The organism is Neobacillus sp. B24 (assembly GCF_055381825.1).
This window is the reverse complement of record NZ_AP035777.1, coordinates 5,252,888-5,268,585: the sequence shown is the minus strand read 5'-3', so window position 1 is coordinate 5,268,585 and position 15,698 is coordinate 5,252,888. Positions and strand designations below refer to the sequence as shown.

Annotated in this window: 12 protein-coding genes; 10 read left to right on the top strand and 2 right to left on the bottom strand. The window is 48.1% G+C overall.

Annotation, left to right across the window (positions count from 1 at the left end; genetic code table 11):
- Nucleotides 1-300: 300 nt before the first annotated feature.
- Entirely contained in the window at nucleotides 301-2,364 is a 2,064-nt protein-coding gene (locus ACZ43M_RS25900) for a transglycosylase domain-containing protein (RefSeq protein ID WP_464505386.1), read from the bottom strand.
- Nucleotides 2,365-2,569: 205 nt separating this feature from the next.
- Here ACZ43M_RS25900 and speE point away from each other — a divergent pair, with 205 nt between their 5' ends.
- The 4 genes from speE (at nucleotide 2,570) to ACZ43M_RS25880 (ending at nucleotide 5,984) form a co-directional block, all read left to right on the top strand.
- A complete protein-coding gene (gene speE / locus ACZ43M_RS25895; protein ID WP_464505385.1) occupies nucleotides 2,570-3,400 on the top strand; it encodes a spermidine synthase in 831 nt (276 codons plus the stop codon).
- A 778-nt stretch (nucleotides 3,401-4,178) separates the two neighbouring features.
- Nucleotides 4,179-5,051 (top strand): agmatinase, encoded by an 873-nt coding sequence (speB, locus tag ACZ43M_RS25890; protein WP_464505384.1) that lies wholly within the window; start codon nucleotides 4,179-4,181, stop codon nucleotides 5,049-5,051.
- 108 nt (nucleotides 5,052-5,159) lie between these two features.
- Entirely contained in the window at nucleotides 5,160-5,570 is a 411-nt protein-coding gene (locus ACZ43M_RS25885) for a YwiB family protein (protein WP_464505383.1), read from the top strand.
- Nucleotides 5,571-5,804: 234 nt separating this feature from the next.
- On the top strand, nucleotides 5,805-5,984 hold the full coding sequence (locus ACZ43M_RS25880; protein WP_464505382.1) for an H-type small acid-soluble spore protein: 180 nt from the start codon (nucleotides 5,805-5,807) through the stop codon (nucleotides 5,982-5,984).
- A gap of 36 nt (nucleotides 5,985-6,020) precedes the next feature.
- Here ACZ43M_RS25880 and ACZ43M_RS25875 read toward each other — a convergent pair whose 3' ends face one another.
- Nucleotides 6,021-7,337: a phospholipase D-like domain-containing protein gene (locus ACZ43M_RS25875; RefSeq protein ID WP_464505381.1), complete on the bottom strand. Its 1,317-nt coding sequence runs from the start codon at nucleotides 7,335-7,337 to the stop codon at nucleotides 6,021-6,023.
- Between the two features lie 184 nt (nucleotides 7,338-7,521).
- Between ACZ43M_RS25875 and ACZ43M_RS25870 the strand changes: the two genes are divergently transcribed.
- From ACZ43M_RS25870 to ACZ43M_RS25845, 6 genes are all read left to right on the top strand, one after another.
- Nucleotides 7,522-9,633 (top strand): (Fe-S)-binding protein, encoded by a 2,112-nt coding sequence (locus ACZ43M_RS25870; RefSeq protein WP_464505380.1) that lies wholly within the window; start codon nucleotides 7,522-7,524, stop codon nucleotides 9,631-9,633.
- Nucleotides 9,634-10,030: 397 nt separating this feature from the next.
- Complete coding sequence (locus tag ACZ43M_RS25865; RefSeq protein WP_464505379.1) at nucleotides 10,031-11,218, top strand: acetyl-CoA C-acetyltransferase; 1,188 nt, start codon at nucleotides 10,031-10,033, stop codon at nucleotides 11,216-11,218.
- A 199-nt stretch (nucleotides 11,219-11,417) separates the two neighbouring features.
- On the top strand, nucleotides 11,418-12,269 hold the full coding sequence (locus tag ACZ43M_RS25860; protein WP_464505378.1) for a 3-hydroxybutyryl-CoA dehydrogenase: 852 nt from the start codon (nucleotides 11,418-11,420) through the stop codon (nucleotides 12,267-12,269).
- Nucleotides 12,270-12,411: 142 nt separating this feature from the next.
- Complete coding sequence (locus ACZ43M_RS25855; RefSeq protein ID WP_464508118.1) at nucleotides 12,412-13,542, top strand: acyl-CoA dehydrogenase; 1,131 nt, start codon at nucleotides 12,412-12,414, stop codon at nucleotides 13,540-13,542.
- 188 nt (nucleotides 13,543-13,730) lie between these two features.
- Nucleotides 13,731-14,870: an acyl-CoA dehydrogenase gene (locus ACZ43M_RS25850; RefSeq protein WP_464505377.1), complete on the top strand. Its 1,140-nt coding sequence runs from the start codon at nucleotides 13,731-13,733 to the stop codon at nucleotides 14,868-14,870.
- A gap of 144 nt (nucleotides 14,871-15,014) precedes the next feature.
- The gene (locus ACZ43M_RS25845; protein WP_464505376.1) at nucleotides 15,015-15,638 is read left to right on the top strand and encodes a TetR/AcrR family transcriptional regulator; all 624 of its coding nucleotides are present in this window, start codon (nucleotides 15,015-15,017) and stop codon (nucleotides 15,636-15,638) included.
- The last annotated feature ends 60 nt before the right edge of the window (nucleotides 15,639-15,698 follow it).

Here is a 15,698-nt window from a genome sequence, read left to right as displayed (position 1 = left end):
AGTGAAACTTCCATGAGTGGGGGGCTTTGTCCCCCGCTGATGGTTAGTTGAACCAATCGGACCTTTACGGGCTTGATTCCCCTGCCTTTCTACTTTGTATGCCCAGAATTTTATGGTGGGAGCCTACTGCCCGTTAAGGTGGGGAAAAATTTTTTTGGAAAAATAAAGAGACCTAAATCACTTGTAGTTTTTCAAAAACGTGATAACATTATAAGCAGTGTGTATGCACTGTAAAACTAGGACAGGAAAAAGCTCCGGAGGTTATCCGGAGCTTTTTCCATTATTATACTAAAATTAATGTCACCATGGAAAAATTCGCTTGTACCACGGGATTTTCTTATTGCCGCCTTCTTTCGGCGGGGCATCGTCACTGCTGCCGATATGCTCGGTGCAATAGTCGGTTGGCTCGGTGCCTGCCTCAAAATAGGTCAAGCGGCGCACCGGACAATCCTTGGTGGCAAGTTTGCCGTTTGCCGGGTCAACATAAACACCGACAACACCCTCCTTCGGCACTTTGAACGCCTTGACTGGCTTGCCGTCCAAAGCTTCCTCCATAAAGTTGGCCCAGATGTTCTTCGCGTACGATTTTTCCGCAGGCAGCTCAATCGGCTTGCCGACATCATAGCCGGCCCACACAGCGGTCACCAGCTGTGGTGAAAAGCCAATCATCCAGCTGTCGGTCTCAGTCGAGCCCGATTTCCCGGCATAAGGCCGGGTGATATCATCCAAAATGGTGCTGCCAGTGACGCGGGCATAGCCGTTCAGCTTTTTATCAAAAATTCCTGTCAGCATTTGCGTCATCACGAACGCTTTGGCTGTGTCCAATACCTTTTTCGGTTTATTTTCTGCCTCAAAAATCACATTTCCGTTATAGTCTTCAACTCTAGTCACCAGTGTTGGCTGGACCTTTTTCCCGCCGTTGGCAAACAGGCTATAGGCATTGGCCATTTCAATGATTCGTACCCCTGATGTGCCTAAGGCAAGTGACGGCACCTCGGCCATTTTCGTCGACAAGCCAAACTTCCTTGCCGTTTCAATCAACGTGTCTTCCCCTAAAAATAAGTGCGTTTTTACTGCAAAAATATTATCGGAGACGGCGAGCGCTTGTGCCAGCGTAATCTCACTGTCGGCATATTTATTGTTAAAGTTGTGCGGCGTATAGTCCGTGTGTCCATCGTCAAATTTGAACGTGGTCATTTCGCTGCGCATCGTCGATGATGGCGTGAATCCATTTTCTAGTGCCGCATAGTACAACAGCGGCTTGATGGTCGAGCCCGGCTGTCTGATCGCTTGAACAGCACGGTTGAATGGGCTCTTTTCATAATCACGGCCGCCAACCATTGCTTTAACGTAGCCATTTTTCGGATCCATCGCCACCAAGCCGACTTGGATTTCCGACTCACTGGCCACATAGGATTGGATTTGCTTTTCAGCTGCCTCCTGCTGCTTCATGTTTAGGGTCGTATAGACCTTTAGTCCACCAAGGGCAATTGTCCGGTCATCCAGCTTGAGCTGATTTTTCAAGGCATTGCGAACAGCGTCCTGAAAATAAGGAGCAACTTTTATCCGCGGTGTACTGTGTTCGCCGACAATTTTGAGCGGGTCTTGTGCTGCGGCCTCTGCTTTGTTACTTGAAATATAACCATTTTTGACCATGCTTTTTAAAATAATGCTCTGCCTGGCTTTGGCGTTCTCTAGGGAATTGAGCGGTGAGTATAGTCCAGGTCCCTTCGGAATTCCAGCGAGCATGCTGGCTTGTGCCAGCGTTAACTGCGAAGCCTTTTTTCCAAAAAAGTACTGGCTGGCTGCTTCGACCCCATATGAACTGTGGCCATAGTAAATGGTATTTAAATAGCCTTCGAGAATCTGCTGCTTGGAATAATTCATCTCGAGACGGATTGCATAAAACGCCTCGGTCAGCTTTCGGCTCCACGTTTTGTCATGTTCCAAAAATAAGTTCCGGGCATACTGCTGGGTGATCGTGCTTGCGCCCTGCACCTTGGCAAAGGCCTTGATGTCGGCGAGGACCGCCCCGGCAATTCGTTTATAATCAAACCCGTGATGCTCGTAAAAATTTTTATCTTCTATTGACACGGTTGCATTAACGAGGTCCGGCGAAATGTCTTCGAGCTTTGCCCAATAGCGCTTCTGGCCGTTATTGCTCTCGCCAATCAGCGTTCCGTCATCAGCAAAGATCAGAGTCGATTGCGGCACAGCCAAAGGCGGCGGCCCAAGAATTTTTGCATAAGCAAAGATGCCAATGAGGAAAATCAGCATACAGGCCAGGCCTATCAAACTGACAATGACAAGCGCGCGCAAATATTTAATTGTCTTGCGAAACCCGTGGTCTGTCATGATTTCCACATTGAACACCCGCTTTTTAAAAAATAGATAGTAATAGTATTGAAAAAATATTGGGTTTTTAAACATTTTTTGGATGGATGTGAAATATTTATTTCATTTTTGCTAGACTTTTTCTTGCGTTTGGTTTTCAATAGTTTGGGAAGTATATGTATGAAGTGTTATATGATTTTTTATCCTGCCAGAAAAGTGGAAAGGAAGATGTGAAATGGGCGGACTTTGGTTTACCGAGAAACAGACTGAAAACTTTGGCATCACGATGAAAGTCAATAAAACCTTACATACTGAACAGACAGATTTTCAAATGCTTGAAATGGTTGAAACGGCCGAGTGGGGCAACATGCTCTTGCTCGACGGCATGGTCATGACTTCGGTCAGGGATGAATTCGTTTACCACGAAATGGTCGCTCATGTGCCGTTGTTTACTCACCCAAATCCGGAGAACGTGCTTGTTGTCGGCGGCGGCGATGGCGGCGTCATTCGCGAAGTCCTGAAACACCCAAGCGTAAAGAAGGCGACACTAGTTGATATAGATGGTAAAGTTATCGAGTATTCAAAGAAGTTCTTGCCGGAGATTGCGGGCTGGCTCGATGATCCGCGCGTCGATGTCCGCGTTGATGACGGCTTCATGCACATTGCGCAGAGTGAAAACGAATATGACGTGATTATGGTCGACTCGACTGAGCCGGTTGGTCCTGCGGTGAATCTGTTCACTAAGGGCTTCTATGCCGGGATATCCAAGGCGCTGAAGGACGATGGAATATTTGTCGCCCAGTCGGACAACCCGTGGTTTAAGGCTGATTTAATCCGCAGCGTTCAGCGCGATGTCCGTGAAATTTTCCCGATTACCAATCTGTATGTAGCCAATATCCCGACCTACCCGAGCGGACTATGGGCGTTTACAATCGGTTCGAAGAAATACGACCCGCTTGCGGTGGAAGATAGCCGTATCCATGACATGGAAACTCGTTACTATACGAAAGAATTGCACAAAGCAGCGTTTGTGCTCCCGAAATTTGTTGGGGATTTGTTGAAGTAAAGGGTTCAGTTTTCTCTACGTGCCCGTTTGGAGCGAAAAAGGCTGGGGTTGGTCACATAGAGGGGTTCTACGTGACCGATTGGAGTGAAAAAGGCTGAAGTGGTTCACGTAGAGGTGTTTTACGTGCCCAATCGGAGCAAAAAAAGCTAAAATTGGTCACGTAGAGTGGTTCTACGTGCCCATTCCGAGCAAAAAAAGCTAAAAAAGGTCACGTAGAGAGGTTCTACGTGCCCAATCGGAGCTGAAAAAGCCGAAAAAGGTCACGTAGAGGAGTTCTACGTGCCCAATCGGAGCTGAAAAAGCTAAAAAAGGTCACGTAGAGGGGTTCTACGTGACCAATCGGAGCTGAAAAAGCTAAAAAAGGTCACGTAGAGGGGTTCTACGTGCCCAATCGGAGCTGAAAAAGCTAAAAAAGGTCACGTAGAGAGGTTCTACGTGCCCAATCGGAGCAAAAAAAGCCGAAAAAGGTCACGTAGAGGAGTTCTACGTGCCCATTCCGAGCAAAAAAAGCCGAAAAAGGTCACGTAGAGAGGTTCTACGTGCCCAATCGGAGCTGAAAAAGCTAAAAAAGGTCACGTAGAGAGGTTCTACGTGCCCAATCGGAGCTGAAAAAGCCGAAAAAGGTCACGTAGAGGAGTTCTACGTGCCCAATCGGAGCAAAAAAAGCAGAAGTCGGTCACGTAGACAAGTTCTATGTGACCTTGTAGTATTAAAAAACAGCTGTTGGGTCACGTAAACAAACCAGTGCCCAACGATACATAGAAAGTGGGGGTTTTTTATGCGTTTTGATGAGGCATATTCAGGGAATGTGTTTATTAAGAGTCACCCGGATTTTGAAGAGAGTACGGTTGTCCTGTACGGGATGCCGATGGATTGGACAGTGAGTTACCGTCCGGGGTCGCGGTTTGGCCCGGCCCGGATTCGTGAGGTGTCAATTGGGCTTGAGGAATACAGCCCGTATCTTGACCGTGAGCTTGAAGAAGTAAAATATTTTGATGCCGGGGACATTCCGCTTCCGTTCGGGAATCCTCAGAAGAGCCTTGATATTATTGAAGATTTTGTTGACCAAGTACTGGCTGCAGGCAAATTTCCGTTCGGCATGGGCGGGGAGCACCTTGTTTCCTGGCCGGTTATGAAGGCCGTTTTTAAAAAATATCCTGATTTGGCGATTATCCATATGGATGCACATACCGACCTGCGGGAAAATTACGAGGGCGAGCCATTGTCCCATTCCACGCCAATCCGCAAAATTGCGGAGCACATCGGGCCTTCCAATGTTTACTCCTTCGGCATCCGTTCCGGAATGAAGGAAGAATTCCAGTGGGCGAAAGAGAACGGCATGACTATCTCCAAGTTTGAAGTGCTGGAACCGCTGAAGGAAATCCTGCCTAAGCTTGCTGGTCGTCCGGTTTATGTGACAATCGATATTGATGTACTCGATCCGGCTCATGCACCGGGAACTGGTACGGTGGATGCTAGCGGAATCACCTCGAAGGAGCTGCTTGCGTCGATTCACGAAATTGCCCGCTCACAGGTTAACGTCGTCGGCTGTGACCTAGTGGAAGTGGCACCAATCTACGATCCATCTGAACAAACAGCCAATACAGCAAGCAAGCTCATTCGCGAAATGATGCTCGGCTGGGTGAAATAATTTTTCAAAAAAAGGTATCTGTCCTCAGTAGGGCGGGTGCCTTTTGATTTTCCACGTTTCCCAAAGTTATAATAAAAAAATCATAAGCAACGAAAAAGGAAGTGCCCAATGGAGATTCCGGTAAGAGTGAATGTGAAGACCACCATCGACGAAGGAGAAAGCTATGAATTGATGGTGTTCGGACGTTATTTTGAAAAAGATCAAGCTTCATTTTTAAAATATGAGGAAGCGCAAGAAGAAGGCAGTGTACGTACGATTGTCAAATGGTCGGGAGAGGATATGTTGATTTTGCGCGGCGGCGCGGTCAAGATGCGGCTGCCGTTCCGGTTGAATAAAAAGTTGAATGGAAGCTATGAGCTGCCGTTTGGGGTGTTTGAGACAACTACCATGGCCCGAAAAATGGCAATTACCATGGAAAAGGGCAGCGGTTATGTTGAGATTGAATATGATTTTGCCATGCAAGGCGAGCATGCAGGCAGGTACCGTATGGAAATTACGTTTCAGGAGGAAACGCAGTAACTTGGCGTAATGAAGGTGCGGTGAAATGTCGTTTGACCAGAAAAGTTGCGAAAGTGACCAGAATATCGATCGATTAGACCATAAAAACATCATATAAGACCAGGAAAATAAAAAAGAAAAACAGCAAAACAGACCAGAAAACCGGGGTAACCAATTATTTTTCATAAAAGTGTATATCATTCCAATAAATACAAATAGTAGTAGAGTAATCTTCTCTGAGGAGTGAACTGTACCATGAATGTAGGAAGAGCAAAGGAAATACTCGAATCCGCCGATATGATTAACGTGACATATGAGGGGATTCCGGTTATCATTCAGCATGTGGATGACACGACCAAAATGGCGCGGATTTATTCAAGAAAAGACCCGGAACATGAGCAGGATGTTCCTGTCCTTAATCTTATTGAAGAATAATAAAGGTCTCCGATATTGATTTTCGGGGACCTTTTTTTATAAAAAATAGGAAATAGTTCGGGCGGCGGCCTCTTTCAATGATCTGTTTATACTCGGCGCGGTCAGGGCGGCCAGTGTTAGTGGTTTGGAGTCGAGTATGTCTTTTGTCAGGATATCCTTCAAGCAGTCGATAAAGTTAGCATCATAGATATAGCAGTTGATTTCCTTGTTCAGGTACAGGCTCCGTTTATCGAAGTTGGCAGTGCCAATGTCACAGAGCTTGTCGTCAATCACGATCGTTTTGGCATGGTAAAACCCTTTTTGATATTGATAAACCAAAGCGCCTGCGGTAATCAGCGGCCGCAAGTAACGGTAGGAGGCTTCTTTAACGAGCGCATGGTCAGGGGTGGCAGGTACAATCACCGTAAGACAAATACCCCGCTGAATGGCTTTCAGCAATTCCTCCAGTACTCGGTTGCTGGGAATAAAATAAGGTGTGCCGATGGTAATCGTTTTTTCCGCCAATCTTATCAGATTAAGGAACAGGCCTTCAAGCTGCTGAGCTTCCGTAGGAATGAATTGATGACGGACAGTTTCGTGCGAAAGCTTTGGCAAATTCGGGGATGAGGCGGATTTGGCTGCCTGTATTCCCATGTCCAATTCTGTACCAAATTCGGCAGTGGCCGCTTGTTTTTGCAGCAACTCCTGGCTAGGCACATTGGCCTTCTTATGAAATAAATTAGTCTCTACTCCTCTTTTATCGCTCCGCCTCCAATCGAGCAGAAACTCACTTTGCAAATAGTTTACACTCTCGCCGGTTATTTTCAGATGATAATCCCGCCATGGACTAAGCTGGGGGTCACCATCAATATACTCCTTGCCGATGTTGAATCCGCCGAGATAGCCAATTTTCCCGTCAATAATCGAGATTTTGCGGTGATTTCGCACCTGTGACGTATAGAACAGAAACGGAAAGGTGATCGGGTCGCTGAACTCCACCGCTACCCCGGCTTCCCGCAGCATTTTCACCCGCTTATTTTTCATCTTCCAGCTGCCAAGCCGGTCAAGCAGCAGCATGACTTCGACACCCTCACGTGCTTTGTCCATTAAAATCGTCAAGAATTCCTGACCAAATCCATCATCCTTTACGATATAAAACAACACATGGATACTTTGTTCCGCAGCGCGAAGCTCGTTGAAATAATCAGCAAACAGCTCTTTTCCATGTGTGAAAATTTCAAAATCGCCATGCAGAATCGGGGTTTGATTTTTCGAAATGGCGGAAAGATGCTTCCTTCGGCCTAAGCTAAAATCTAAACCAACCCATATAATGAAAAGTAGGATAAGCCCGCCCAATCCAGTCAAAAAATTCATTGGAAACCGTCCTCCAATCAGTGGTTTTTAGTTTTACCCACAACAATCATTTCTATAAGTTTGCAAAAATTAATTGACTGAATGCTCATTCATAATATAATAGAGATAAGATGTTCAGAAAATTATATATTTTCTACAACTTGGAACAATTACAGGGGAGAAATCAAAGAAAGGGGCGTTTTACATGAATGGACTACTATGGCTTAACCTTATTGCGTTCTTGGCTGTAACCGCTTACGGAATCAGCCTGTTCGTGTATGTGGTCAAAACGCGGATCCAATATATCAAGCTTGGAAAAAAAGTCGAGTTTGATAACAACGTTAAGGCCCGTCTCGAAAAAATCTGGGTCAACGTGTTCGGCCAAAAGAAGCTGTTAAAGGACAAGAAGAGCGGTGCAATTCACGTCATGTTCTTCTATGGCTTTATCCTCGTTCAATTTGGGGCAATTGATTTTATTTGGAAAGGGATTGCGCCAGGATCCCATCTGCCGCTAGGGCCGCTGTATCCAGGGTTTACCTTTTTCCAAGAAATCGTAACATTAGTGATTTTGGTCGCGGTTGTTTGGGCTTTCTATCGCCGCTATATTGAAAAATTAGTCCGCTTGAAGCGCGGCTTTAAATCAGGTCTAGTGCTCATCTTCATCGGCGGTTTGATGCTTTCTGTTCTATTAGGTAACGGTATGGGCATCATCTGGCACGGCGAAGATCCATCCTGGACCGAGCCGGTGGCATCGCTGATCGGCATGGCCTTGTCCGGAATCGGCGCAACCGCGGCAACCGTGATTTTCTACATCGCTTGGTGGATTCACTTAATTTTCCTATTATCCTTCTTGGTTTATGTTCCACAAGGCAAACACATGCACTTAATTGCCGGCCCTGCAAACGTTTACTTTAACCGTTTAGATAAGCCGGGTAAACTGAAAAAAATTGATTTTGAAGATGAATCACAAGAATCTTTTGGGGTTGGAAAAATTGAAGACTTTACCCAGCTGCAAATGATCGACTTTTATGCCTGCGTCGAGTGCGGCCGCTGTACCAATATGTGTCCGGCAACCGGCACCGGCAAAATGCTGTCACCAATGGATTTAATTTTAAAAATGCGTGACCACCTTACCCATTATGGTGCGGCTGTAACACAAAAGCAGCCATGGGTGCCGACATTCGCATTTGCTAATACTCAAGGCAACCAACTTGCGTTAGCGGCCGCTGGTCAAGGAGCACAAGAATCTGCAGCAGCAGTTGCTTACAACCCAAGCCTGATTGGCGACGTTATTACGGAAGAAGAGATTTGGGCGTGTACAACCTGCCGTAACTGTGAGGACCAATGTCCGGTTATGAACGAGCATGTTGATAAAATCATCGACCTGCGCCGTTATTTAGTGTTAACAGAAGGTAAAATGGACGCTGATGCCCAGCGCGCCATCACCAACATCGAGCGTCAGGGCAACCCTTGGGGCTTAAACCGTAAGGAGCGCGAAACATGGCGCGAAGCCCGCGAAGATGTGGAAGTTAAAACAGTCAAAGAAATGAACAAGGCCGGGGAAGAGTTCGAATACCTTTTCTGGGTTGGCTCAATGGGCTCTTACGACAACCGCAGCCAAAAGATTGCCTTGTCGTTCGCGAAGCTGTTGAACGAAGCAGGCGTGAAGTTTGCCATCCTTGGTAACAAAGAAAAGAACTCCGGTGATACGGTTCGTCGTCTCGGAAATGAGTTCTTGTTCCAGGAGCTTGCGGCCAATAATATCGCAGAAATCGAAAAAGCAGGCGCGAATAAAATCGTCACGATTGACCCGCACGCCTATAATATTTTCAAAAATGAATACCCTGATTTCGGTCTGGAAGTCGAGGTTTATCACCATACGGAAGTTCTGTTTGAACTCGTCCGTGATGGCCGCTTGAAGCCGAAGCATGCCGTAAACGAAACGATCACGTTCCATGACTCTTGCTACTTAGGGCGTTATAACGACGTGTACGATCCGCCGCGGGAAATCTTGAAGTCAATTCCTGGCGTCAAGCTGGTGGAAATGGAGCGAAACCGCGAAAAAGGCATGTGCTGTGGTGCCGGCGGCGGCTTGATGTGGATGGAGGAAGAAACCGGACACCGCATCAACGTAGCTCGTACAGAGCAGGCACTTTCCGTAAACCCGTCCGTGATCTCTTCCGGCTGTCCGTACTGCTTAACGATGCTGTCAGATGGTACGAAAGCGAAGGAAGTCGAAGACAAGGTGGCAACCTACGATGTAGCCGAGCTTCTTGAAAAAGCTGTTTGCGGTGAACCGGCGGCAGTGGCTTCCTAATTTTTAAAATGAAAATAGCAGAGGTTGAGGAAATACACAATTTTAAAAATATTTTGTGTAAAATAATTCAACTTCTGCTATTTTTTATGTAAAATAGAAAATGGTAGATAAAACGCTTACATTTTGAATTTCGAAACGCGGAGTCGGGATTTTTCTTTTCAAAAAATCCAGTTAGGCTTCTGCGTAAGTTTTTGTTGTGATGTTGAGCGAGCGTTCAGTCGATGGGTTTTTGCGAGTTTAGGCGACTGAAAATTGGGAATTGTATTTTAAGGGAAAGGGGCGGAGCAACGCAAAGGGCTGTCAGTTTTAATAAGCTGAGCGGGGGTATCAATTTTTCCTCCGGGAAAAGTTTTGCGAAGCTTTGCTCACACCTCCTTAGGGGAAAGGGATGTTTTGCATGGGGAGAACTGTTATTTTAAGCGGCGTCCGCACACCGTTTGGCAAGTTTGGCGGCGGCCTTAGCAGCTTTACTGCTTCGCAATTGGGCGGAATTGTGATTAAAGAGGCATTGGTGCGCGCAGGGGTAAAGCCGGAAGAAGTTCAAGAAGTGATTTTCGGCTCGGTATTGCAGGGCGGACAGGGTCAAATCCCGTCACGACAGGCGGCACGCCACGCTGGTTTGCCGTGGGAGGTAAAAACGGAAACCATCAACAAGGTGTGTGCTTCCGGCATGCGCAGTGTGACACTGGCGGATCAGATCATCCGTGCCGGTGATGAAGAGGTGATTGTGGCCGGCGGCATGGAGTCGATGTCGAACGCACCTTACCTTCTGCCAAAGGCCAGATGGGGCCTGCGGATGGGTGACACTTCGATACAGGATTTGATGCTTCACGATGGCTTAAGCTGCAGCTTTACTGGGGTGCACATGGGCACCTATGGAAACTCGACGGCCGAGGAAATGGGGCTCAGCCGCGAGGCACAGGATGAGTGGGCTTTACGTAGCCACGAGCGGGCAATTGCAGCCATCGAAAGCGGCAAGTTTGCAGAAGAAATTGTTCCGGTTGAGGTGCCGCAGCGTAAGGGTTCGGCGCTTGTTGTTGGGCATGATGAAGCACCGCGTAAGGATACTTCATTGGAAAAATTGGCAAAACTCGGGCCGGCGTTTGGGGGTTCTGGAACCATTACTGCAGGCAATGCTCCGGGGATAAATGACGGTGCGGGTGCGCTGGTGTTAATGAGTGAAGAGCGCGCTGCTCGTGAAGGCCTTCAGGTGGAAGCGGTGATTATCGGTCAGGCCGCGATTGCGGTGGAAGCAAAGGACTTCCCGAAAACACCGGGACTTGTCATCAATGAAATTTTACGAAAAACCGGCCTTCGTGTGGATGAGATTGATTTATTTGAAATCAACGAGGCATTTGCGGCAGTAGCACTGGCCAGCGGGCAAATCGCAGGATTGGACCCAGAAAAGGTCAATGTCAACGGCGGAGCAGTCGCTCTCGGCCACCCAATCGGTGCCAGCGGAGCCCGCATCATCATCACACTAATGCACGAACTAAAGCGCCGCGGCGGCGGCATCGGAATAGCAGCAATTTGCTCCGGCGGCGGCCAAGGCGACGCGATTATGATAGAGGTGCCTAGAGGGTAACAGGGACCACGGCGGAACCACGGCGGGACCACGGGGACGGTTCTAGTGGTGCCTTTCGGGGATTAGCAGGGCCAGCACGGACCACGGGGACGGTTCTAATGGTGCTTTTCCAGTACCAGAGGAACCAGCAGAACCGTCCCCATGGCGCCACCCATGGCGCCATGGCTCCTAACTTTTTTTGAAAAACGGAGGGGAAATCATGAGGGTTGAAAAGGTAATGGTTATTGGCGCGGGGCAAATGGGCTCGGGGATTGCCCAGGTGTGCGCCCAAGCGGGGTATACGGTGTTGTTAAACGATTTAAAACCGGAATTTGTTGAACGTGGATTAGGGGTTATTAATAAAAACCTCACTCGCAACGTTGATAAGGGACGTCTAACGGAGGATCAGAAGCAGGAAGTGTTAGGCCGTCTGACTGCTTCAACAGACTTAAACGACGCTGCTGGTGTTGATCTCGTCATCGAGGCGGCTGTTGAAAATATGGAAATCAAGGCGAAAATCTTTGCCCAGCTCGACGAAATTGCACCGCCACACGCAATTCTGGCGAGCAATACGTCATCACTGCCTATCACGGAAATTGCCGCGGCAACGAAGCGTCCGGAAAAGGTAATCGGTATGCATTTCATGAACCCAGTTCCGGTGATGAAACTCGTGGAAATTATCCGCGGGCTAGCAACAGCCGATGAGGTTTATCAAGTAATTGAAGATATGACGAAAACGCTCAGCAAAGTGCCGGTTGAGGTCAACGATTTCCCTGGCTTCGTTTCTAACCGCGTGCTGATGCCGATGATCAACGAAGCAATTTATACGCTGTACGAGGGCGTGGCTACAAAGGAAGCAATAGACGAAGTGATGAAGCTTGGGATGAACCACCCAATGGGGCCGCTGACGCTGGCTGATTTCATCGGCCTGGATACATGTCTCTACATCATGGAAACGCTGCATGAAGGCTTTGGCGATGACAAGTACCGCCCATGCCCGCTGCTGCGTAAATATGTAAAAGCAGGCTGGCTCGGAAAGAAAACCGGCAGAGGATTCTACGTATACGAATAGGCGCTGGATTTCTCGGCTACTACGTTTACGAACGAATAGACTAGGTGAAATTTTTCAAAAAAGTAAAGGTCGCAGTTTAAATCCGGAAGGGGTTTTTGGAATGAGTACGGCCGCGTTACTATCTCCAAAAGGGGAGTTCACCATGAATTTACACTTCACAGAAGAGCAGGAAATGATGCGGAAAATGGTGCGCGATTTTGCTGTCAGCGAAATTGCCCCATTTATTGAAAAAATGGAAACCGGCGAGTTTCCACGCGAGATCCTTCGCAAAATGGGGGAACTCGGGCTGATGGGCATTCCGGTGCCCGAGCAATACGGCGGTGCACAGATGGATTTCACCTCCTACATCATCGCGATTAACGAACTATCCAAAGTCAGTGCGACAATCGGCGTGATCCTGTCGGTGCACACCTCGGTTGGCACGAACCCGATTCTTTATTTTGGTACAGAAGAGCAAAAACAGAAGTACGTGCCAAAGCTGGCCTCCGGGGAATACCTTGGTGCGTTTTGCTTAACTGAGCCTAGTGCTGGTTCAGATGCTGCCAGCTTGAAATCGCGGGCTGTCCGAAATGGCGATCATTATGTCATCAACGGCTCGAAGGTGTTCATCACCAATGGCGGTGAGGCCGACGTTTACATTGTATTTGCGAAAACTCAACCGGAGCTCGGCAGCAAGGGAGTATCTGCTTTTATTGTTGAAAAAAATACTCCGGGACTCGTCATCGGCAAGGATGAGAAGAAGATGGGGCTGCATGGCTCACGTACATTTCAGCTTACGTTTGAGGACATGCGCGTGCCGGCGGAGAACCTGCTCGGCGTTGAGGGTGAAGGGTTCAAGATTGCAATGGCGGGCCTCGACACCGGCCGCATTGGGATCGCCGCACAGGCACTCGGAATTGCACAAGCCGCACTGTCGGCCGCAACGGAGTATGCCAAAGGGCGCCACCAGTTTGGCAAACCGATTGCCGCTCAGCAGGGAATTGGTTTTAAACTGGCAGACATGGCGACCAGCGTCGAGGCTGCAAAACTATTAGTCTATCGCGCCGCAGACCTGCGCCAGCGCGGCTTGAAATGCGGCATGGAGGCATCGATGGCGAAATTGTTTGCGACCAAAACAGCTGTTGAAGTAGCGACCGAAGCAATTCAGGTGTTCGGCGGCTACGGCTATACCGAAGATTACCCGGTCGAGCGCTATTTCCGCGATGCCAAGGTAACGGAAATTTACGAGGGCACGAGCGAGATTCAGCGGATTGTGATTAGCAAGCAGCTGTAGTTTTGTAGAATTAATCTCGATTTTTGTAGAATTGTTCGGTTTTTATGTAGAAATAATCACTAAATGCGTAGAATTCTCACCAATTGATGTAGAAATAATCCCAAATCACGTAGAAAAACCAGACAAAGACGTAGAATTCTAAAATAGTTGCACCATTATTCATAAAAAGTCTTAGGAGGACACCGAAAATGTATTTTAAATTATCCGAAGAACATGAAATGATTCGTAAAATGGTCCGCGATTTTGCACTGAACGAGATTGCTCCAACTGCAGCAGAGCGTGATGAGGAAGAGCGCTTCGACCGGGAGATTTTTAACAAAATGGCGGAGCTTGGCTTAACTGGGATTCCGTGGCCGGAGGAGTACGGCGGCATCGGCAGCGACTATCTTGCCTACTGCATCGCCGTAGAGGAGCTTTCCCGCGTCGACTCGTCCATGGGGGTTACCCTGTCTGCGCACACTTCATTGGCAGGCTGGCCAATTTACAAATTCGGCAACGAAGAGCAAAAGCAAAAGTATCTTCGTCCAATGGCGGAAGGCTCGAAAATCGGCGCTTACGGCTTAACAGAGCCAGGCAGCGGCTCTGATGCAGGCGGCATGCGGACGAATGCTCGACTCGAGGGCGACCATTACGTCTTAAATGGATCAAAAATTTTCATCACCAACGGTGGCGAGGCTGATATTTATGTCGTGTTTGCGTTAACCGACCCAGCCAGCAAACAGCGAGGCACAACTGCGTTCATCGTTGAAAAAGATTTTGCAGGCTTCTCCGTTGGTAAAAAAGAAAAGAAACTCGGCATCCGGTCATCACCTACAACAGAAATTATTTTTGAAGATTGTAAGGTTCCGGTAGAAAATCGCCTCGGCGAAGAGGGTGAAGGCTTTAAAATTGCGATGATGACACTTGACGGCGGCCGTAACGGAATTGCCGCCCAGGCAGTCGGAATTGCCCAGGGAGCATTGGATGCTGCAGTTGCTTACGCGAAGGAGCGCCACCAGTTTGGCAAGCCAATCGCTGCCAACCAAGGCATCAGCTTTAAGCTGGCTGATATGGCGACAAGCATTGAGGCTTCAAGACTATTAACCTATCAAGCTGCATGGCTCGAGTCTAACGGCCTTCCATACGGAAAAGAGTCGGCGATGTCGAAGCTATTTGCCGGTGACACAGCCATGAAAGTGACAACTGAAGCAGTTCAAGTATTTGGCGGCTACGGCTATACGAAGGATTATCCAGTTGAGCGGTTCATGCGTGATGCAAAAATTACGCAAATCTACGAGGGCACACAGGAAATCCAGCGCCTCGTTATTTCCAGAATGTTAACCAAGTAAAGAGAAAAGCGGAAGCGCCTTGCCCAGGGGCGACAGGCATAAGACGAGCCGGCGAGAAGGTTGTTTTTTAACCTTCTTGACGGATTGGCTTATGACCCCGAGCCCCTAGGCGCTGGAGCTAGACAAGGAGCGGTCGATAAGGGGATGACAAAGCGGGAGGTTCAGGCCTCGGTCAAGGACGAACGCCTTGTGCAAAAGCGGCGTGACCAAATGATCAAGGGGGCCGTTGCACTTTTTAAACAAAAGGGGTTTCATCGGACGACGACCCGGGAAATCGCGAAAGCGGCGGGTTTCAGCATCGGAACGTTATATGAATATATACGCACGAAGGAAGATGTTCTTTACCTCGTCTGCGACAGCATATATGACCATGTAAAAGAGCGGCTGGAGGAGAATCTTGGCGGCAAGCAAGGGACATTGGAAGGCTTGAAATTAGGGATTGCGAACTTTTTCCACGTCATGGATGAGATGCAGGCGGAAGTGTTGGTTATGTATCAGGAAGTAAAGTCACTGTCGAAGGACGCGCTTCCATATGTGTTGAAAAAGGAATTCGAAATGGTTGCCATGTTCGAAAACCTGCTCAACAAATGCGTCGAAAACGGCGAGCTCACGCTGTCGGAAAAACAGGTCAAAATCGTCGCCCACGACATCTTTGTCCAAGGGCAAATGTGGGGCTTCCGCCGCTGGGCGCTAAGAAAGCTGTTCACACTCGACGAATACATCGAACTGCAGACAGAATTTATCTTTAAAGGACTCGGGAGTAACTAACGGAACCATGGGGAACCATGGGGACGGTTCTACTGGCGCTTTTAGAAACTAAAAAGGAAC